Raw genomic sequence first — 21,843 nt, 5'->3', positions numbered from 1 at the left:
TCCTTATCCTTCTTTCTCATGATCGAGATAGCTCTTTCTGAGCTGTCCGCAGGCGCCGTTGATGTCGCGCCCCATCTCTCTTCTTATCGTAACATTGATTCCATTTTTTTCAAGATAATTTTTGAAATCCTCAATCGCCTTTCTTCCAGACTGCACATAGTCGCGCTCCTTGATCGGATTGACCGGAATCAGGTTCACATGACCGTGAAGATCCTTAATCAACGCCGTGAGTGCACGAGCCTCCTCGAGGTTATCGTTGACTCCGCGCACAAGGCTGTACTCAAACGTCAGTCTGCGTCCGGTCTTCTCAAAGTAAGTCCGGCAGGCCGAGAGCACATCCTTGAGCGCATAGCGGTTTGCGATCGGCATCAGCGTCTTTCGCACCTCATCGCTCGGTGCATGCAGAGAAAGTGCCAGCGTGATCTGAAGATCCTCCTCCGAGAGTTTCAGGATTCCCGGCACGATTCCGCAGGTCGATACCGTGATGTTTCTCTGGCTGATATTGAGTCCCTTCTCGCCCGAGAGCAGGCGCACAAAGCGGATCAGATTGTCGTAGTTGTCCATCGGCTCTCCGGAACCCATGACCACAACATTGGAAACGCGCTCCCCGGTCAGCGTCTGAATCCGGTAAATCTGATCGAGCATCTCGGACGGGGTCAGATTTCGCTCAAGTCCGTCAAGCGTGGACGCGCAGAAGCGACAACCCATGCGACAGCCGACCTGGGAGGAGATGCAGACGGAGTTGCCGTGATGATATTTCATCCAGACACTCTCAATCACATTTCCATCGGCAAGACCAAACAGATACTTTCTCGTTCCGTCGATTGCAGAGACTTTGACATCCACCGGCGTCAGCGCAGTCAGCGTACAGGTCTCCTTGAGCTTCTCGCGAAGAGAGGCGGGAAGATTCGTCATCTCGTCAAAATCTGTCACGAGCTTCTCATGCATCCACTGAAAAATCTGCTTTGCACGGAAAGCCTTCTCTCCTCTCTGTCGCATCCACTCTTCCAGCTCCGGAAGATACAACGATTTGATATCTGTCTTGTTGTCCATCTCCATCTTTCTCTCGTCCAACCCTTCTATCCTTCTATTGCCATAAAAAACACTCACTCAACATTTCCAATCCGATGCTCACAGCGTTTCGTCTTCTTTTCTTCTGTACACCGAGATAAAGAAGCCGTCACACGGGTATTTGCCCGGCAAAAGCTGTACATAGCCATCCTTCAACGACTCTTTTGCCAACACCGACCCGAGACTGTCCGTTAAATCAACCGGCTCAAACGGGAAGTTTGCAAGAATCCATTCTCTCTGCTTCTCATTCTCCTCCGGGCTGATCGTGCAGGTGCTGTACACGAGCCGTCCACCCGGCTTCACATATCTCGTAACCGTCTCAAGAATCTCTCTCTGGAGCACCGCAAGATCATGAATCTTCTCCGGTGAAGCCTGATATTTGATGTCCGGCTTCTTTCCGATGATTCCAAGTCCCGAACACGGAAGATCGGCAAGCACGAGATCGGCACCATTCTCCCACTCCGGATCAAACTCGCGTGCATCCCAGACCTCTGCCCGGATATTCGTAAATCCGCTCCGGTAAATATTGTCCTCGACAAGTGCAATCTTCGACTCTGTCAGATCCCGGACAACGACCTGCCCGCTTCCCTTTAAGCGATCTGCAAGGTCAAGGCTCTTTCCACCGGGAGCTCCACAGACATCGAGCACAAGCTCGCCTTCACGGACTCCCGAAGCCTGTCCGACAAGTGCGGAACTCGCATCCTGCACCTGAATCCAGCCAGTCTCAAACGCATCCAGACTCTCGAGATAGTCATAACCCGAGATCTGAAGCGCATGGGCAAGCAGGGGACTCTCCGTCACCGTCACGCCCTGAGCCTCAAGACTCTCGCGGATCTCTTCAAGGGAAGCCCGGTCAAGGTTACAGCGAACCGTCGTCGGCATTTCAGCTAAGAATGCCTGAAGCATCTGCTCCGTCGCCTTTGAACCATACTGAGACTTCCAGTTCTCGATCAGCCAGTCCGGCATCGAATACTTCTTCTCCCAATCCGGGAAATCAAACTCCTCTTTTCGTCGGGAAACCGAGCGAAGCACACCGTTTACAAAGCCCTTCAGTCCTGCAAAGTGACGCTTTTCTGCGAGATTGACTGCCTCACTGCAAACAGCGCGGTCCGGAATCCGGTCCATCCAGAGCATCTGGTAAACCGACATCCGAAGGATCGTGCGGATCACCGGCTTCATCTTCTTCACCTTTGTGTTCGAGCAAAGATCAAGCACGCCATCGATCGTGATCAGGCGCTCAATCGTGCCCTCAACCGTGCGCGTGATAAAGGCGCGGTCTGATTTTGGCAGATACTGGTACTTCTCGAGTGCCTGGCGAAGCACGACATGGCTGTGCTGTCCCTTTTCAAGAATCTCAAGGAGAATGTCGAGAATCAGCTCTCTCGTCTGCGTCGGAGCCTTCGCCATTGCAGGCTTCGCTGTCTTTTCCGTCTTCGCCGTCGTCTTCTTCACCCTCGTATTTTTCGCCGTCACAGTCTTTGCCGTCGCAAGTTTTCCCGCCGTGTTTTTTTTGTTTCCGTCTCTAGTCATCTCGTCTTCTTCCTCCGAACAGAATGATCAGACGCAGAAGTTGCAGAAGAGAAACGGCAACTGCTGCCACATACGTCAGTGCTGCCGCACCGAGCACCTTTCTCGTCTGGCCGACCTCATCGCCCCGGAGAATCCCAAGATTGTCGAGCAGGCGCACAGCTCTCGCGGATGCATTGAACTCAACCGGAAGTGTAATCACCTGAAACAGGACTGCAAGCACAAACATCCAGATTCCAAGCTCAACAAACGGAGTCATTCCGATCAACACGCCGAGTATAATTGCCGGCATCGCGAGCTTGCTTCCAAGGTTTGCAACCGGAACAAATGCAGAGCGCAGGCGAAGCGGGACATAGCCCACATTGTCCTGAATCGCGTGACCGCACTCATGCGCTGCGACTCCGATTGCGGAGACTGACGTCTGATTGTACACGGACTCCGAGAGGTTGACAGTCTTCGTCCGAGGATCATAGTGATCGGTGAGACTTCCACCAATCGGCTGAACCGTCACATCATAGATGCCCTGCGAATGTAAGAGCTGTCTTGCGACCTCCGCTCCCGTCATCCCAGTCATACTGCGAACGCGCGCATACTTGCGAAACGTTCCATTGACATGGGAGGATGCCCAGAATGAGAGCACGGCGCCGATCAGAACAAGGATCATCGTCGGGTCCCAGTACATTCCATAGTATCCATATCCACCGTAATAAGGCATGTAATTCATTACTCCTTTCCAACTCTGCTTCCCACTTCCACGGGATATCCGCGCAGGAAGGAAGCCACATCCATCCGCTTCTTGCCCTCAAGCTGAAGACTGCAAATCTTTAACACGCCGTCTCCGGTCTGAATCGTGAACGTGTCGTGATCTGCCTCAAGCACCTCTGCCGGCTCGCCTTTTTTCGCATCTGCGGACTGAGGAAGCACCTCTGCCTCCCAGATCTTTAACATCTTTCCATTCCAGTGTGTGTAAGCACTCGGCCACGGATTTAAACCACGCACAAGGCGCTCAATTGCAACCGCAGACATCGTCCAGTCGATCTCGCCCATCGACTTCGGGATCTTCTTTACATAGGTCGCCTGTGCATCATCCTGAGGCACTGCCTGAATCGTGCCAGCCTCAAGTTTGTCAAGCGTCGAGAGAATCAGATCTCCGCCCATCAGACTCAAACGGTCAAACAGACTTCCGCCAGTCTCCTTTTTATCGAGCTTAATGACTGCCGTCTCAAGAATATCACCGGTATCCATCCCCGCTGCCATCTGCATCGTCGTGATACCGGTTTCCTCATCGCCGTTGATGACTGCCCACTGAATCGGGGAAGCCCCGCGGTACTTCGGAAGCAGGGAGGCATGGATATTCACACAGCCAAACTTCGGAAGGTCGAGAAGCTCCTGACTCAAAATCTGTCCAAACGCAATGACAACCATCACATCCGGCTTCAGCACCCGCATCTGCTCGACAAAGGATTCCTCGCGCGCTCTGACCGGCTGATAGACCGGAATCTCATGCTGTAATGCACACTCCTTGACTGGAGACATCTGAATCGCATTTCCACGTCCCTTCGGCTTATCCGGCTGTGTCACCACACCGACAACCTCATGGCGGGAGGAAATTAATGCCTCAAGCGTCGGAACCGAAAAATCCGGCGTTCCCATAAATACAATTCTCATCTTAGTCCTCCATTTCCGGAATCACAGAGATCTCTTCCTCATCTGCGGTCGTATCCATCAGCTCACCCTCGACGCGCTCTACATAGAGGTGACCGTGCAGATGATCGCACTCATGGCAGATGCAACGGGCGAGAAGCTCGTCTCCCTCAAGCTCAAACTGCTCCATATTCTCATCGTAGGCGCGAACCTTGACGTGATTCGGGCGGGTTACCTGACCGGACTTATTCGGAACACTCAAGCATCCCTCCGGACCGGTCTGGCTTCCGCTCTCCTCGATAATCTCCGGATTGATCAGCACATACTGATTGCCGTCATCCACATCCATGACGATGATCTGCTTTAAGATTCCGACCTGCGGAGCCGCAAGACCGACACCGTTCGCCTCATACATCGTCTCAAACATATCCTCGATCAGCTCTCTCGTCCGATCGGTCATCTCCTTCACCGGCTTACACTCTTTATTTAAAATTTCGTCTCCAATGACTCTGATCTGTCTGATTGCCATTTTCTTTACGCTTCCTTTCTCTTCTCTTTTCTTCTGCAATTTAATCTTATGAAACTAAAAACTCTAAAACTTATAAAATTTGAACCTGTAAACGAAAACCTATAAAGCTGAAACTTATAAAGTCCAAATTTACGAAACTCCAAGTTATGAAAAATCATATTGGATCGTCAGCCGTCTGCAACTGTCTGTCTCGTCCCAGCGCATCTGAACATATTTTTGGATTTTTATAAGTATATCATAATTTTGCTGTTTCATATATAAAATTTTTCTGTAAATATCATTAACTTTGTAGACCGGAGCCGGAACTGGTCCGATCACGATCGTCTGATCCCCGAAATGCTTCTGCACCGCCATAGCGATCGAATCCATGATCCGTGCAAGCAGTTCCTCCTCTTTTCCCGCAGTCTGAATGCTCAACATATGGCAGGCAGGCGGGTAATGCATGAGTCTGCGAAACCGCATCTCCTGGCGAAAAAATTCGCCGTAATCCTGACGAGATGCCGTCTGAATCGTGTAGTGATCCGGCATATATGTCTGAATCACCGCGATTCCGGGCTTTTCGGCACGTCCCGCGCGCCCTGAAGCCTGCACGAGAAGCTGGAATGTCCGCTCCGCGCTTCGGTAATCCGGCGCGTAGAGAGAGACATCAGCCGCAAGAATCCCGACGAGCGTCACATCCGGAAAATCATGCCCTTTGACGATCATCTGTGTCCCGATCAGAATGTCCGCCTGATGTTTCGAGAATGCGGACAGGATCTTCTCATGACCGCCCTTTTTTGAGGTCGTATCAAGATCCATCCGAAGAATCCTGGCTTTCGGAAACATCCTTCCCGCCATCGCCTCGATCTTCTGCGTCCCAACCCCGAAGCCTGCCAGATACGGGGAACCGCAGGTCGGACAGGTCTTTGGCATCGCGATCGCATAGCCACAGTAATGGCAGACGAGGCGCGAGTGGTTGTGGAGCGTCAGCGAGACGTCGCAGTGCGGGCACTTGACTGCCTCCCCGCACGAACGGCAAGAGACGAAGTTTGAGTATCCTCTGCGGTTCATAAACAGCATGATCTGCTCGTTCTTTTCAAGGCGATCCTCGATCAGCTGCTGAAGCCTCCGGCTGAAAATCGAGCGGTTTCCATCTGCCATCTCCTGACGCAGATCGACGACCTCCGTGACAGCAAGTGTCTTCGCAACTGCGCGGTGCGGAAGTTCCAGCAATCGGTAAATCCCGACTCTCGCCTTCTCATAAGCCTCGACCGACGGGGTCGCAGAACCCATGACGAACATCGCGTCGTGCATGCGCGCGAGGTGCTCTGCAACCTCTCTCGCATGATACCGCGGGGTGACCTCACTCTTGTACGCACCCTCCTGCTCCTCATCCATCACGATGAGTCCGAGATTTGCAAACGGCGTAAAGAGTGCGGACCTTGCACCGATCATGATGTCGGTCTCTCCTCGCCTTGCACGCTCAAACTGGTCAAATCGCTCCCCCTCGGAAAGTCTTGAATGCATCACGCAGACCCGGTCACCAAACCGGCGGTAAAAGCGCATCACCGTCTGGTACGTCAGCGAGATCTCCGGAATCAGCACAATGACCTGACGCCTCGAGCGGAGCACATAGTCGATCATCTCCATGTAAACCTCAGTTTTTCCGCTTCCGGTGACTCCGTAGAGCAGAAACGGCTTTCTCTCACTCTCATCGTAATACGCCTGAAAGATGTCGACCGCGTCCTGCTGATCCTCGTTGAGCATAACCGTCCCCGGCGATTTCTGTGCTCCGCCTTCTCCGTTCTGATTTTCCGGTTCACTTTGTATTTTCAAATTGTCCGGACTTAACCCCTCAAGTCCTGCTGACCCTTTTTGATCTGAACTTTCCGCGATCGGAATTCCAGCCACCGACTGCACGACATTCTTATTTCGTGCTTTGACCTTGCGCTTGACCGGAAGCACGGTCTTTAGCGCCTGATTCATCGTCGAGCCGTAGCGCTCTTTCATCCACCATGCAAGCTCAATGAGTTTTGAGTCCGCAGTCACTCCTCTCTCCGGCACCGAGTCGATCGCCTTGATCTTTGTCACCTCATAGTCCGCGTGGTCTGTGATCTCGACGACATAGCCTTTTCTGATCCGGTTCCCCGAACCAAAAGGAACGCAGACCTGCGTCCCGATCCGGACCTGCCCGAGAAGATTCTCGGGAATCCGGTACTGAAACACACGGTCTACGTTTTCATGGGAAATATCTATAATAATACTGGCATATAAATCTGCCATTCATTCACCTCTTTTTGCTCGCCCAGTTTCCCAGTTTCGCAACTTTCCAGTTAGCGTTTTTGCCGATCCTTCACACCTTCGTATTCCAAATCGGCTTTACCTCTTTATCTATTTTAAGAGCTGGGATGCAAGTTCCTGAAGTTTCATGCTGTTTGAGCCCTTTAAGAGCACACAATCGCCCGGCTGAAGCGTCTTTGCAACTGCCTCAAAGAGTGCCTCGCGCTCTTCCACATCAAAGTGATGGCAGTCACAGCCGACATTTGCCTCTTTTGCGCCCTCCTCGATCTCTCTTGCGAGTTCTCCGAATGTAAAGAGCACATCGACCGGATGGTCGGCAAGAAAGGTTCCGATCTCCCGGTGGAAGCGCGGGCTCTGCTCACCAAGCTCCTTCATATCCGCGAGTACCGCAATATGGCGCTTTGCACTCTTCATCGAGTCGAGCACCTCAAGTCCTGCCATCATCGATGCCGGGCTTGCGTTGTAGGTGTCATCAATCACGGTCACTCCGTCCGCTCTCCGGTAAATCTGCTGGCGGTTCTTAAATCCGTGGAACTCGCTGAGTTTCTCGGAAGCCTTCTCAAGCGGAACGCCGCAGGCATCTGCGACAGCAAGTGCAGACATCGCATCAAGCACATGATGGCGACCCATCACCGACAGGCGCACCGGAATGCGCTTTCCCTTGCAGACTGCCACAAACGACGGACAACCGTCCTCAAGCACAATGTCCTCGGCGCGGTACTGACACTTCTCCCCGGTTCCGTAGTATACGGTGCGAAGTCCGTCTCTCGCCTTCTGATCTTTTAACAGCGGATCATCGCCATTTAAAATCAGCAGACCGCCCTCTGGCATTCCATCCTGAATCGTCAGCTTCTCTCTGCGGATATTCTCCTGACTTCCAAGCTGTTCAATATGGGCAACGCCGATGTTCGTGATCACCGCCATATCGACTCTCGCGATCTGCGCAATCACGGTCAGCTCGCCCGGAAGGCTCATTCCAAGCTCGAGAACACCGACCTCATCCTGACTTGAGATCTCGGAGATCGTGATCGGAACTCCGATCTGGCTGTTCGCATTTCCCGGTGTCTTGAAGACCTGATACTTCGCTGAGAGCGCCGTCGCAATCATCTCTCTCGTCGTCGTCTTTCCGACGCTTCCGGTCACTCCGACAAGCGGAATGTGCAATCTCTCTCTCAAGTAGACACCGATTGCCTGAAGTGCTTTTTTCGTATCCTCAACGCGAATCCACGGATGCACCTCGTCCATTGCGTCATGCTCCGACGTCAGCGTGGCAACTGCCCCAACCTCAAATGCGCCTGCGATAAAGCGATGCGCGTCAACTCTCTCTCCGATCAACGGGACAAAGAGATCTGCTCCCGCCATCTCCTTCGAGTTCGTGCTGATATGGGAAAGCGTCAGATTCTCCTCTCCGCACAGAAGTCTGCCACCGGTTGCCTTCACAATGTCTGATACGGTTATCTGTTCCATTTGCTTACCACCTCTTCTACGACCGCACGATCTAAGAACGGATAGCGGACGCCTTCAATCTCCTGATAATTTTCATGTCCCTTGCCGATGATCGCAATCATATCCCCCGGCTCTGAGTGTGTGATGCTGTATTCAATCGCCTCGCGACGATCCGGGATCTCAAGGAAGGCTCCACCGGTCTTCTCGATGCTTCCGCGAATGTCCGCAAGAATATCCTCGACCTTCTCAAATCGAGAGTTGTCTGCGGTGAGGATCGACAGATCTGCCATGCGTCCGCCGATCTCGCCCATCGAGTAACGGCGCTCCTTCGAGCGGTTTCCGCCACAGCCGAAGACCACGACGAGACGCTTCGGATGATACTCGCGCAGAGTCTCAAGAAGGCTCTCCATGCTGACTGCATTGTGCGCGTAATCGACGATCACGCAGCACTGCTCTGAGGTATAGACAATCTCCATTCTGCCGTCGATCTTTAAGTGCTCAAGCGCATGCTGAAGTTTCTCTGCCGGAACTCCTGCCTTGAGCGCAACTGCGGATGCAGAAAGCGCATTGTAGACGTTGAATTTTCCCGGGATGTTGACTCTGACCGGAATCTCATGGGCTCCGCGGATGTCAAACTCGATTCCGACAAAATCCGGCTCCGACACATAGTGGAGGTTCTCTGCCTGGTACGTCGCATTTGCGCCCATGCCAAATCCCGCCCACTCGCACGGAATGTCCTTCACAATCTCCTCGAAATGCTCATCGTCAACATTGACAAGCGCAAACCTGCTCTGTACAAAGATCTGCTTCTTGTAGTACAGATACTCTGCAAAATCCGCATGCTCATCCGGTCCGATGTGATCCGGGGAAATGTTCGTGAAAATTCCATAGTCAAATGTGATTCCGGCTACGCGGTACATCTTAAATGCCTGGGAGGAAACCTCCATCACACAGCAGTCGCATCCCTCCTCGACCATCTGAGCGAAATAGCGATGCAGATCATAGGACTCCGGTGTCGTGTTCATCGTCGGGTAGTGATCCTCACCGATGTAAACTCCGTTCGTTCCGATCATTCCGGTCTTTTTTCCGGCTGTCTCCATGATCTTTCGGATCATGTGCGTCGTCGTCGTCTTTCCCTTTGTTCCGGTCACTCCGATCATCAGAAGCTTCTCTGCCGGATAGCCAAAGCGTGCTCCTGAGAGCTTTGCAAGCGCCTCTCTTCCCGACTTTACAAGAAGTACGGTCACACCCTCCGGAACTTCTACCGGACGCTCCGTCACGAGAACCCGGCATCCTGCCTCAAGTACCTGCGGAATGTAATCATGGGAATCTCTCTTCGTTCCCTTCATGCAGACAAACACCGTCTTCGGTGCCGCCTTTCTGGAATCATAGACAACCTCGTCCACTTCCTCCTCCACACTGCCACTAAGCAGTGTGTAATCCAGCTTATCCAGCCAGTCTCTGATCTTCATGATTTTGATTCCTTTCCCTGCATCATTTTTAAAAATGGGGAATCTCTCTGATTTCCTGTGTCGTTTGAAGACAAATCAGAGAGATTCTTTCTACTTTTGTTTTGTTAATTAAATGGGAACTGTCCGGTATTCTGTACTTCGCAGTTCCGTTAAATTTTAGAACAGACCCGTGATCACACCGTCATCGGTCACATCGATTCCGTCTGCTGCCGGCTTCTTTGGCAGTCCCGGCATTGTCATAATTGCACCGGTCAGAACAACGACAAAGCCTGCGCCTGCGGATACATAAGCGTCGCGCACATTGATCTTGAATCCGGTCGGACGTCCGAGCTTCTTTTGATCGTCAGACAGAGAATACTGCGTCTTTGCCATACAAATCGGGAAATTGCCAAAGCCCATCTGCTCGATCTGTGCGAGTGCCTTCTGTGCTGCCGGTGCATAGGTCACACCGTCTGCGCCGTAGATCTCGCCTGCAATCGTCTCGATCTTGTTCTTTAAGCTCATATCATCCGGATAGAGTGGATGGTAATTGCTCTCCTTGTACTCAAGCGTCTTGAGTACTTTTTCTGCAAGAGCCTGACCGCCCTCACCGCCTTTTGCCCATACCTCGGAAAGTGCAAACTCACAGCCACGACGCTCGCAGAATGTGCGGATAAACTCATACTCTGCCTCGGTGTCGGTGACAAATGAGTTTAAGGTCACAACAACCGGCACGCCGAATTTCTGGATGTTCTCGATGTGCTTCTCAAGATTGACAATTCCCTTTTTCAGTGCGTCGAGGTTCTCCTCAGCAAGGTCGGTCTTCGGAACACCGCCGTTGTACTTGAGCGCACGAACCGTTGCGACAAGGACAACCGCATCCGGCTTCAGATCTGCCATCCGGCACTTGATATCAAAGAACTTCTCAGCTCCCAAATCAGCACCAAATCCTGCCTCGGTGATCGTGATGTCCGCTAACTTTAAAGCGGTCTTTGTCGCACGCACGCTGTTGCATCCATGTGCGATGTTTGCAAACGGTCCACCATGTACAAGTGCACCCGTATGCTCAAGCGTCTGAATCATGTTCGGCTTGATTGCGTCCTTCAAAAGGGCTGCCATTGCACCGACTGCATTCAGATCCTTTGCCGTCACCGGCTCTCCCGCATAATTATATGCAACGATGATCTTGCCGAGGCGCTCTTTGAGATCCTTCATATCGTTTGCGAGGCAGAGGATTGCCATAATCTCGGATGCAACTGTGATGACAAAATGATCCTCGCGCACAACGCCGTCCGCCTTGGCACCAAGACCGACTACGATGTTTCTGAGCACACGATCATTCATATCAAGGCAACGCTTCCAGAGGATCTGTCTCGTATCGATTCCCAGTGCATTTCCCTGCTGAATGTGGTTATCCAAAAGCGCTGCTAACAGGTTGTTTGCAGAGGTGATCGCATGAAAGTCACCGGTGAAATGCAGGTTTAAATCCTCCATCGGCACAACCTGAGCGTAACCACCGCCGGCTGCTCCACCCTTGATTCCAAAGCACGGTCCGAGGGACGGCTCTCTCAGAGCGATCATCGTCTTGTAGCCAAGTCTCGTGAGCGCATCTGCAAGTCCGATGCTCGTCGTCGTCTTTCCCTCTCCTGCCGGAGTCGGGTTGATTGCAGTTACGAGAACGAGTCTTCCGTCTTTCTTGTCTTTTACCTTTTTCCAGAGGTCATCCGTCAGTTTCGTCTTGTACTTTCCGTAAAGTTCCAGATCATCTTCCGAGATTCCGTAACTCTCTGCCACTTCCTTGATCGGCATCATCACCGACTCCTGTGCAATTTCAATATCCGTTTTCATAGACTTTCCTCCTTTGATAAGGGACTTGTTTGTTGATTACTGTCTTAACAACTCCTCAAATTCCTCCTGCGTCATCAGAACCTTGCGGGGTTTTGTTCCCTCTTCCTCCCCGACAACGCCTGCCTCCGCAAGCTGATCCATAATCCGCGCAGCGCGGTTGAACCCGATTTTGAATACCCTCTGAAGCATGCCGATCGATGCACGGTCTTTCTCGATGATGAAGTTTCCCGCTTCCGCGAAATACTCATCACGCGCATCCCTTGCACCTCCCGCTCCCGCCGTCGGCGCAGAATTCATCTGTGTCTCGACCTCGGCGCTGTAATCTGCGGTCATTCCCTGTTCCGTCAGGAAATCAACGACCGCCTGCACCTCCTGATCGGAGACGAATGCGCCCTGCACACGCTGCGGTTTCGGAAATCCCGCCGGATAGAAGAGCATGTCGCCCTTACCCAGCAATTTCTCGGCACCATTCATATCGATAATCGTCCGGGAGTCCACACCGGATGACACGGAAAATGCAATTCTTGACGGAATATTTGCCTTGATCAGGCCCGTAATGACGTTGACCGACGGTCTCTGGGTCGCAATCACCAGATGAATGCCCGCTGCCCGCGCAAGCTGTGCAAGACGGCAGATCGCATCCTCTACCTCGCCCGGAGCAACCATCATCAGATCTGCAAGCTCATCGACGATGATGATAATCTGAGGCAGTTTCTTCGGCTTGTTCGGGTCATCAATCTCCTTCACGCTCTCAATCTTCGCGTTGTATCCCTTTAAGTCACGCACATTGTACTGTGCAAACTTTTTGTAACGATCCGTCATCTCTGCAACTGCCCAGTTGAGCGCACCGGAAGCCTTCTTCGGATCGGTCACAACCGGAATCAGCAGATGCGGGATTCCATTGTAGACACTGAGCTCCACGACCTTCGGATCGATCATGATCAGCTTGACATCTTCCGGCTTTGACTTGAAGATCACACTCATGATCAGCGTGTTGATGCAGACGGATTTTCCGGAGCCCGTCGCACCTGCAATCAGAAGGTGTGGCATCTTTGCGATGTCCGTCACGACAACCTGACCGCCGATGTCCTTTCCGACTGCAAACGCAAGGCGGGACGGATGGGAGCGGAAATTCTCTGACTCCAAGAGATCTCTCAAATAAACGGTATTGTTCTCCTTGTTCGGCACCTCGATGCCGACTGCGGACTTGCCCGGAATCGGTGCTTCGATACGGATGTCCGCTGCTGCAAGGCTCAGTTTGATGTCATCGGCAAGTGCAACGATCTTGCTGACCTTGACACCCTGTTCCGGGTGAAGCTCATAGCGGGTCACCGACGGACCACAACTGATATTCGTCACCGTCACTCCGACTCCAAAGTTTCTGAGCGTCTGCTGGAGCTTGATCGCCGTCTTCCGGTATTCTTCATCGGAAAAACTGTTCGCACTCGGTGCGCCCTTCTTCAACAACGTGGTCAGCGGAAACACATACTCCTTTTTCGGAAGTTCTTCCTCCTTGCGGATCTGGGTCGCCACGCTCGTATCCTGATCGGCTTTCACCTGGCGCAATTCCTCCTGACGCTTTGACTCGAGCTTCTTGTGAAGTGCCTCGGTCTCCGTCTCAATCACCTTGCCCGATGCAGTCACGACACGGCGCTCCGCCGACGGCACTGCAAAACTTCCACCACTCTCAGTCTGCTTCATTCTCACATCCCGGTCAACATATTCTGGTTGCACGGTCTGATGGGCTTGCATTGCCGGATGTGTCTGTGTTGTCGGATGAATTCTCACCCCCTGCTGGGTAGGAGCTGGATCAGGAAGGTATCGATCCTGCGACTGCATAGACTGCTCGAGCTTTTTCATCTCTGTCTCATATGTCTCATACATCGAAGGCTCTCGAACTGAATTCTGACTCGATTCTATGCTCGGCTCTGTGTTTGATTCTGTGCTTGACTCTCTATTTGCTTTTCCTGACTTGCTTGCAAGTGTGTCTCTGAGACTCTTGCTTGCCGGAGAAAATGTCTGCGGACGGGAAGTTCTTGAAGTCACATTGACCCAGACATCGTCAGAAGAATCGTCATCAGCAACTGAACCCATCGGCGGAATCTCTCCCTCCTCATAGTGCGCAGATGCACTTAACAGCTCTGCCTGCTTCTGCTCTGCGCCGGACGCATGAAGACTCCATGAAACCGCTGTTCCATACTCGTCTTTCTTTTCCTCTTCCTCAAACGGAACCTCGCCCTGCCACTGAGCTGTTAAAGTCGGCTTCTTGGCAGTCATCTCCGACGCACTATCTAATGCACCTGACAGCTCCAATGTATTTGGTGTATTTGGTGTATTTGATATATTTGATGCATTTGGCATACTCGACATATTTGGTGTCGATGAGACTGGTGACTGTCCTGCATAGGAATAAAAAGCGGATGTTGTCGAAGATGAATTCTGTGCAGATGCCGGTTTCGGTTCCTGCTGAGAGTAAATCTCATCCTGTGCCGTATAGACATGGTATCCCTGCGGATGGGAAATACTTCCGGTAAAGATGTCCGCCGGGTCCGGTCTTGTGATCGTCGGCTCGGAAATCTTTAAATCATTTGAGGATGGGTTCTTTCTTCCATCCGTTCTCTCTGTTCTTTCTGCCTGTTCATTTTCCTTTGCGCGGTCTGTGCAATCTACACGATCTATATTTGCAGAACTTGCAGACTTTGCGTCTGTCTCCAAATCAGATTCCTTAGATCCGTTAGATTCCTTCGCCGTTTTCGCTTTTTGCGCCTTCTCACTCAATTTCTGCGCCTGACGCTCTGCAAGCGAGATCGTCTTTGCCTCTGCCGGCTCATTATCATCCTCTGTGTCAAACTTTGCCGGGGCAGGTGCCGGAGCTCCGAGCGGAACTCCGACAATCAGATCCTCCATCAAGGTCCCACCGCGATGATACATCGGCTGTTGTGCCGGCATTCTGCGGTTTCTTCCACCTGACGGCTGTCTCTTTTTTCCGGAAGTTTCATTCATCATCAGCGAAATACCAGCTGATTTTGCACGCTTTTCCTCCAAATATGCCTCTCTCTGCTCCTCACTCTCCTGCTTCTCCCCGTCATAGACGCGAAGTCCACGGGAGACCTTGCTCGACACGAGATCGGTTGCTCCGAGATCGACACCACGCACGCGCTGTTGTCTGCGCTCTGCCTGGACCTCTCTTCTTCTCCCGAAATCTTCCCATGCCATCTCACCCTGCTCCTGCACAAGACGCAAAAACGATTTTTCCGTGATGCACACGAGCGTGATAATCATACACACAAACAACAACACAAAGGTTCCAAGACCGCCGAGAATCCTCTTAAATACCATGCAGATCAGACCACCGAGCATTCCTCCTCCGAGTCCGCTCTTCACGGCCCTCTCATAGTAGACAGAGACTCCCTCGCCCGCTCCCGGCTCACTTCCCATGAACAACTGCAAAAAACAGCAGATGATCACGCCAAGGATGATTCCTGCCACGATTTTTCTTGTCACCAGCGGATTGTCCTGATTCGCGCTGTAAAAGATCACGCCTCCTGCAAGCGCAAACGGAAGGACAAATCCGAATGAGCCAAACACCCCAATCTGGATGTTTCTCGCCACTTCTCCTGCCACTCCGCACACGTGCAGATTGCTCAAAAACAGGAGTATGGCAACCGCCAGCGAGAGCAGAATACATGCCTCTGACTGCACAAAATCCGGCTCCTCCTGCCACTCCGGTTCCGGCTGAACTGCCACCCGCACCGTCTGTCTGTTCGGAGTCATGGCTCCTCTCTTTGCGGAAGATGCACGGCTTCTCGAACGGGTTTCTGTTGAACGTTCTATCTTCTTTGTCTGTGGTGTTGTCTTTTTTGTAGACTTTTCCTCACTGTTCATTTTCTTGCTTGATGCCACAAATATGCCTCCTCATTTCCCAAATGTACCCTGCCATTTCTCTGCACCTTAAAATATGCCCGAACATCTTTTTCCTTTTTTATCCGAACACCCTGTTTTCGCGCTTGGTTTTCCCTGATTTTGTCTGTGATTTGAGTCTGTGAGAACATACAGCTACAAAAACAAGCGGTACAGAAACCGCGAACGTACATCAATGAAGATAGTATACAAAAAAATGAGAGGAATTGCAACCTTCCCCTCATTTTCCTTTTATTCCAAATTTTTATAACTTTATTTATCTTACTCTTACATCAGAGAACGATACAGTTCCTTGATCTCCTCAACAGAGGTATCTCTCGGGTTGCCCGGACGGCAGGCATCTGCATACGCGGACTCAGACAGGAAATCCAGATCCTCTTCCCTGACGATTGCCTTCAAATCAGCCGGAATGCCGACATCAGCGGACAGCTTCTTGACTGCGTCAACGGCTGCCTTGCGGTACTCTTCCTGGCTCATCTCATCGACACCCTCAACGCCCATTGCCTTTGCGATGTATTTGTACTTGTCACCGGTGCACGGAGCATTGTACTCCATGATCGTCGGAAGCAGGATTGCATTTGCAACACCGTGCGGGGTATCATAGACAGCACCGAGTGAATGTGCCATCGAGTGAACGATACCAAGACCTACATTGGAGAAGCCCATTCCTGCGATGTACTGACCGAGTGCCATACCCTCTCTGCCTTCCGGAGTGTTCTCAACAGCGCCTCTCAAAGACTTTGAGATGATCTCGATTGCCTTCAGATGGAACATATCGGTCATCTCCCATGCGCCCTTCGTGATATATCCCTCAATCGCATGAGTCAGAGCATCCATACCAGTGGAAGCCGTCAGACCCTTCGGCATGCTTGCCATCATCTCCGGATCGATCACTGCGACAACCGGAATATCGTGAGTATCTACACAGACAAACTTTCTCTTCTTCTCTACATCGGTGATAACGTAGTTGATCGTTACCTCTGCTGCAGTACCTGCTGTCGTCGGAACCGCAATGATCGGAACACACGGCTTCTTTGTCGGAGCCACGCCCTCAAGGCTTCTGACATCCTCGAACTCCGGGTTGTTGATGATGATACCTATTGCCTTTGCAGTATCCATCGAGGAACCACCGCCGATTGCAATCAGGTAATCTGCGCCGGATGCCTTGAATGTTGCAACACCAGTCTGCACATTCTCGATCGTCGGATTCGGCTTGATGTTGGAATAAACCTCATAGGCAAGACCTGCCTCATCGAGAACATCAGTCACCTTCTTCGTCACACCAAATTTGATCAGATCCGGATCGGAACATACAAATGCCTTTGCGAATCCTCTGGTCTTCACCTCATTTGCAATCTCTCTGATTGCTCCCGCTCCATGATAAGAAGTTTCATTCAATACGATTCTGTTTGCCATGTGAATTTCCTCCTATTTCTTTTTGTTCGCTCTCTCTTATAACTGTTATTATTTTAACAGCGTTTTTGCAAAAAAGAAAGTGACAAATCCGCTCGTTTGTCACTTTTCGCCTAATTCTTTTTTTGATTTTTCGTTTCTTCATCTATTTTCATGATGATTTTTCGGCAAATCTCCGTTCTTTCATTTTCGCTTTTGCCAAATAATAGACAGATCACTCAGGATCTGTCACTGGTTACAAGAGCCCTAACTCTGAGAAGACCTTTGCGAGCTTCGGCGGGATTCCCTCTACGAGTTTTTCTGCCATTTCTCTCGGGGAGCGCTTCATTCCGCCGAGCACCCATTTTTCGGTCATATAGACAGAACCACGACAGTACATCTCAAGCAGAAAATCGAGATCCTCGCTCAGCGGTCGGGATGTTCTCGTCGCAATCAGACTCTTATAAAACTGCAAGATCAAAATGAAATCATGTTCCTTGACTGAATTATAGTCATCCGAGCGAAAAGCCTCGGTGAAAAAGGCTTTTTCTTTTCGGATAAATTCAAATTTCCGGACAAGACTCTCACCGACTGTATTCTCCGTCCCCATCTGTGCAAACGACTGGAGCACAAGTTTGTCGAAATACCAGTTAATCAGATCATACTTGTCTTTGAAATTTCGGTAAAATGTCTGGCGCGTCAGCCCGCATCCGTCCACAATGTCCTTGACGGTGATGCGATCAACCGGAGTCACTCTCATACATTCCTTGATCGACTCCGCAAGTCGATACTTTGTGCGATCACTCCCTCCCGGATTTCCGGATACTTCAATCTGTTTGTCCATGCCTCTACAATCCTTTTCTTTTGTGTCTTCTATTTTATTTTATCAGATTGTCTCTTCTTCTGTCTACCATCTCATAAAGTTTTCCAAGTGCATCCCGAATTCCACCGACCTCATCAATCAGTCCCTCCCTGACTGCCTGCGTGCCGACAAGCACAGTTCCGAGGTCTCTTGTGAGCATCTCTGTGTTGAGCATCAGCCGTTTCGCCTGATCGTAGGCAATCCGCGAGTGTTCACTGATAAAACTTAAGATTCGATCCTGAATCATATCGAAATATTCATACGTCTGGGAAGCCCCAATCACAAGTCCATTGATCCGAACCGGATGGATCATCATTGTTCCGGTCGGCACGATAAATGAGTAATCTGTCGAGACCGCAAGCGGGACTCCGATCGAGTGACTTCCGCCAAGCACCAGCGACACCGTCGGCATCGACAGCGACGCGATCATCTCCGCGATCGCAAGTCCTGCATCGACATCTCCGCCCGAGGTATTTAAGAGCACAAGAAGTCCCTCCACACTGTCGTCATCTTCAAGTTTTGCAAGTTGTGGAAGCACATAATCGTATTTCGTCGTCTTCGCATTTCCCGAGAGATTTTCGTGTCCTTCCACCTCCCCGATGATCGAGAGAAGCTGGATTCTCCGCTTTTTGCTGTTCTCGTCGAGCGTCAGCTCTCCGTATGCCTCCGGAGCTTGATCCTGTCCTTGATTCTGCGATCCGTTTTGCCGACTCTGCCCGCTCCCGTTTTGACTCTGATTCACCTTATTCTGATCTTGTTCGCTCAACTCTTGTTTTTGAAAATCTCGTTTTTGGGAATTTTCTTCCCCTGATCCGTTTTCCGCATTTTCTCCATTATTTTCTTCATTCCATTTAACTTCCAGCTCGTCTTCCATGCGCTCTTCCCCTCCATAACCCAAGATAAATAGGAAACATAAGAAATCTTCTATTCGCATTTTTCCCCGCAATCCGCTATAATATTCTTATTGATTTCTTGTTGATTACAAACAAAGGGGGATTTTTTATGTCTGAATATACCATCAGCCAAATCACTCCGTCTGATCGCCGTGCCTGCCGTCAGATGGACGCACTTCTCGAAAAAGAGGGCATTGAGCGCGATAAAAACTTAGATTACAGCATCGGTCTGTTTGATGAGGACTACAATCTCGTCGCAACCGGCTCCTGCTTTTCCAATACACTTCGCTGTATGGCGGTTTCTTCCGATCATCAGGGCGAGGGACTGATGAATCAGGTCGTCACAGCTTTAATGGATTACCAGTTTTCCCGCGGATGCACGGATCTCTTTCTTTATACCAAGATCACAACCGCTCGTTTTTTCCGTGATCTCGGATTTTATGAGATTGCGCGCGTCGAGGGCAAACTTGTTTTTATGGAAAATCGTCGCACCGGATTTGAAAATTATCTAAAAAATCTTCAGCGCGAGACCGAGGAAGCTCTGCCCCAGATCACGCGAAACACAAGTCCGGAGGCAAACGGTCACATCGGAGCTGTAATTATGAACGCAAATCCGTTCACGCTCGGACATCAGTATCTGATTGAGCAGGCATCTTCTCACACGGAGCTTCTTCATGTATTTGTCGTCTCAGAGGATGTCTCTCTCGTTCCACTCGCCGTTCGTGAACAGCTTGTGAAAGAAGGATCTGCCGTCTTCAAAAACCTGATTTTCCATCGCACTGGTCCCTATATGATCTCAAATGCGACGTTCCCGTCCTATTTTTTGAAGGATTCAGATACCGTCATCCGCTCCCATGCAAGGCTGGATATCGAGATCTTTACAAGAATTGCTTCGGCACTCGGCATCACTGATCGTTTTGTCGGTGAGGAGCCATTCAGCCAGGTTACCGGAATCTATAATCAGGTGATGAAAGAAGAACTTGAATCAGCCGGTCTCATCTGCACGATCATTCCGAGAAAGACAGGCAACGACGGTGCAATCAGTGCTTCTGATGTCCGCACCAAGATCAAGGAAGGAGATTTTGAGGCGCTCCGCGCTCTCGTTCCGGAGACGACTTATCGATACTTCACTTCCGAAAAGGCAGAACCTGTGATTGCAAAAATTAGGGGGACTGCGGAAGTGCGTCATTATTAAAAATAGAGAAAAATAAAATCTGCGCCAGTTCTTAACTCAGCAACCATGTTCTGAGATAAGATCTGACGCAGATTTTTCATTTTTTTCTCATCTTTTATTACATCAGCGGTGCAAAGATTCGCAGAGCTTTTCCGACTGCTTTCTTTGCAAACGGGAAATCCCGACAGTCCTCCAGCGTGATTTTCTGGCACTTTTTCAGAGTCTCCTGAAAATCCTGCTCTGCCTGTCCGACAGCCGGATTTCGATAAATATAAGTCGCACACTCAAAATGAAGATGAAGGCTCCGGTAATCGAGATTGACTGATCCCACCACTGCCTTCTCATCATCGCTCGTAAAGACCTTTGCATGCACAAATCCCGGCGTATACTCATAAATCCGCACACCGGCGCGGATCAGCTCTTCATAATAAGAGCGCGCAAGCAGATACGCATAGATTTTATCCGGAATGTGAGGCATGATGATCGTCGTCTCGATTCCCCGCTTTGCCGCAAACGTCAGCGCTGTGATCATATCGCTGTCGAGAATCAGATACGGTGTCATAATATGGACATAGTAGCGCGCCTCATTGAGAATATCCATGTAAACATGCTGTCCAACCGTCTCCTGATCGAGAGGACTGTCCCCAAATGCCATCACATACCCACTCCGGTCGAGATCTTTCGGCCAGTTGTGGGAGCGTTTCGGCAGATACCTCTCATAATGTTCTTCGGTGCGCTCCGTCACATTCCACATCTGAAGAAACATCATCAGAAAACTCTGCACGGCATCCCCTTTGAGCATAATCGCTGTATCCTTCCAGTGTCCAAACCGCACTTTCCGGTTGATATACTCATCTGCGAGATTCACCCCTCCGGTGAACGCCGTGAGTCCATCGATCACAACGACTTTTCGATGATCCCGGTTGTTCTGATAGGAAGAAAGCACCGGGCGAACCGGCGAAAACATCTTGCATCGGATTCCCTTCTTCTCAAGCTGTGCCGGATAGCGATATGGAAGGAGTGCCAGACAGCACATTCCATCGTACATCACACGAACCTCGACGCCGGATTTTGCTTTTTCCTCAAGCACTTTCAGGATCTCTCCCCACATTTCCCCCCGGTCAATGATGAAGAATTCCATGAAGATATATCGCTTTGCCTTCCGAAGTTCTCTGAGAAGTACCGGATACATGTCATCCCCGAGTGGAAAATACTTGACATGGGTATTTTTCACAACCGGATACCCACCGTAATGATTCATATAGACCGCAAGTCCGGTAACCCCACGGCTTTCTTCATAGAGCTGATGCATGACCGCCGGGTCCTGCTTAAGCCACGGCTTCGTATCAAGCTGAAGTTTCTGAAGGCGCTTCGCGATCGCCTTTGTTCCCGGCTGTGTCTCAATAAACAGATAAAACATAACTCCAAAAACCGGGAAGACGAGAACCGGAATGATCCACGACATCTGATAGGACGGATTTTCATTCTTATTTAAAATATAGATCACGACAACCGCACTCAGGATCGTGAATCCTCCGTAGAAATAAAACGCCTGATTTTTCAGCCACTCAAACGTCAGGCACAGAACCATGATCTGCACAATCAGAGAGAGAATCACAAACGTCGTTCGTCCAAAAATAATTCTGAGAAACTTTCCAGAAGTCTTTTTGACGAGTTTTTTCTTGTCTTCCTTCAACATGTCGTACCGCCGTTACTGAAAACTTATAAAAAGTTATAAACTTTTATGTTTCATTCCTACTTCATCGAGTATGCTTTCATACTGCCGAAACAGATACTACTTGCAA

15 protein-coding genes are annotated in these 21,843 nt (G+C 50.6%); 1 reads left to right on the top strand and 14 read right to left on the bottom strand.

Annotation, left to right across the window (positions count from 1 at the left end; translation table 11 throughout):
* Positions 1–3 precede the first annotated feature (3 nt).
* The 13 genes from rlmN to AC4EVX_RS10800 form a co-directional block, all read right to left on the bottom strand.
* The gene (rlmN, locus tag AC4EVX_RS10860) at positions 4–1,053 is read right to left on the bottom strand and encodes a dual-specificity RNA methyltransferase RlmN (protein WP_432629988.1); all 1,050 of its coding nucleotides are present in this window, start codon (positions 1,051–1,053) and stop codon (positions 4–6) included.
* A 78-nt stretch (positions 1,054–1,131) separates the two neighbouring features.
* Positions 1,132–2,478, bottom strand: coding sequence for a 16S rRNA (cytosine(967)-C(5))-methyltransferase RsmB (rsmB, locus tag AC4EVX_RS10855; RefSeq protein WP_490160209.1), 1,347 nt, complete (start codon positions 2,476–2,478; stop codon positions 1,132–1,134).
* A 115-nt stretch (positions 2,479–2,593) separates the two neighbouring features.
* Positions 2,594–3,313 carry a zinc metallopeptidase gene (locus AC4EVX_RS10850; RefSeq protein ID WP_490160203.1) on the bottom strand — a complete coding sequence of 240 codons (720 nt, stop codon included), beginning with the start codon at positions 3,311–3,313 and terminating at the stop codon, positions 2,594–2,596.
* 8 nt (positions 3,314–3,321) lie between these two features.
* Positions 3,322–4,266, bottom strand: coding sequence for a methionyl-tRNA formyltransferase (fmt, locus tag AC4EVX_RS10845; RefSeq protein ID WP_177977459.1), 945 nt, complete (start codon positions 4,264–4,266; stop codon positions 3,322–3,324).
* A 1-nt stretch (position 4,267) separates the two neighbouring features.
* The gene (gene def / locus AC4EVX_RS10840; protein WP_177977460.1) at positions 4,268–4,771 is read right to left on the bottom strand and encodes a peptide deformylase; all 504 of its coding nucleotides are present in this window, start codon (positions 4,769–4,771) and stop codon (positions 4,268–4,270) included.
* 144 nt (positions 4,772–4,915) lie between these two features.
* The gene (gene priA / locus AC4EVX_RS10835; protein ID WP_177977461.1) at positions 4,916–7,033 is read right to left on the bottom strand and encodes a replication restart helicase PriA; all 2,118 of its coding nucleotides are present in this window, start codon (positions 7,031–7,033) and stop codon (positions 4,916–4,918) included.
* Positions 7,034–7,141: 108 nt separating this feature from the next.
* Complete coding sequence (locus AC4EVX_RS10830) at positions 7,142–8,518, bottom strand: UDP-N-acetylmuramoyl-tripeptide--D-alanyl-D-alanine ligase (RefSeq protein ID WP_490160202.1); 1,377 nt, start codon at positions 8,516–8,518, stop codon at positions 7,142–7,144.
* Entirely contained in the window at positions 8,506–9,969 is a 1,464-nt protein-coding gene (locus AC4EVX_RS10825; protein ID WP_308450600.1) for a UDP-N-acetylmuramoyl-L-alanyl-D-glutamate--2,6-diaminopimelate ligase, read from the bottom strand. The genes AC4EVX_RS10830 and AC4EVX_RS10825 overlap by 13 nt, the downstream gene beginning before the upstream one ends.
* A gap of 156 nt (positions 9,970–10,125) precedes the next feature.
* Complete coding sequence (locus tag AC4EVX_RS10820) at positions 10,126–11,796, bottom strand: formate--tetrahydrofolate ligase (protein WP_308450601.1); 1,671 nt, start codon at positions 11,794–11,796, stop codon at positions 10,126–10,128.
* 36 nt (positions 11,797–11,832) lie between these two features.
* Positions 11,833–15,699 carry a DNA translocase FtsK gene (locus tag AC4EVX_RS10815; RefSeq protein ID WP_490160201.1) on the bottom strand — a complete coding sequence of 1,289 codons (3,867 nt, stop codon included), beginning with the start codon at positions 15,697–15,699 and terminating at the stop codon, positions 11,833–11,835.
* Positions 15,700–15,984: 285 nt separating this feature from the next.
* Positions 15,985–17,133 carry a lactaldehyde reductase gene (gene fucO, locus AC4EVX_RS10810; RefSeq protein WP_177978472.1) on the bottom strand — a complete coding sequence of 383 codons (1,149 nt, stop codon included), beginning with the start codon at positions 17,131–17,133 and terminating at the stop codon, positions 15,985–15,987.
* A 232-nt stretch (positions 17,134–17,365) separates the two neighbouring features.
* Positions 17,366–17,953 (bottom strand): TetR/AcrR family transcriptional regulator C-terminal domain-containing protein, encoded by a 588-nt coding sequence (locus AC4EVX_RS10805; RefSeq protein WP_490160200.1) that lies wholly within the window; start codon positions 17,951–17,953, stop codon positions 17,366–17,368.
* A gap of 34 nt (positions 17,954–17,987) precedes the next feature.
* On the bottom strand, positions 17,988–18,845 hold the full coding sequence (locus tag AC4EVX_RS10800) for a ClpP family protease (RefSeq protein WP_490160199.1): 858 nt from the start codon (positions 18,843–18,845) through the stop codon (positions 17,988–17,990).
* A gap of 128 nt (positions 18,846–18,973) precedes the next feature.
* On the opposite strand from AC4EVX_RS10800, the gene citC reads away from it, so the two are divergent.
* Entirely contained in the window at positions 18,974–20,059 is a 1,086-nt protein-coding gene (citC, locus tag AC4EVX_RS10795; RefSeq protein ID WP_490160198.1) for a [citrate (pro-3S)-lyase] ligase, read from the top strand.
* Positions 20,060–20,156: 97 nt separating this feature from the next.
* On the opposite strand, the gene cls is transcribed toward citC, so the two are convergent.
* Positions 20,157–21,737: a cardiolipin synthase gene (gene cls / locus AC4EVX_RS10790; RefSeq protein WP_490160197.1), complete on the bottom strand. Its 1,581-nt coding sequence runs from the start codon at positions 21,735–21,737 to the stop codon at positions 20,157–20,159.
* Positions 21,738–21,843 lie beyond the last annotated feature (106 nt).

Source organism: Brotaphodocola sp., from assembly GCF_983179755.1.
This window is presented reverse-complemented; position numbering and strand designations above follow the sequence as displayed.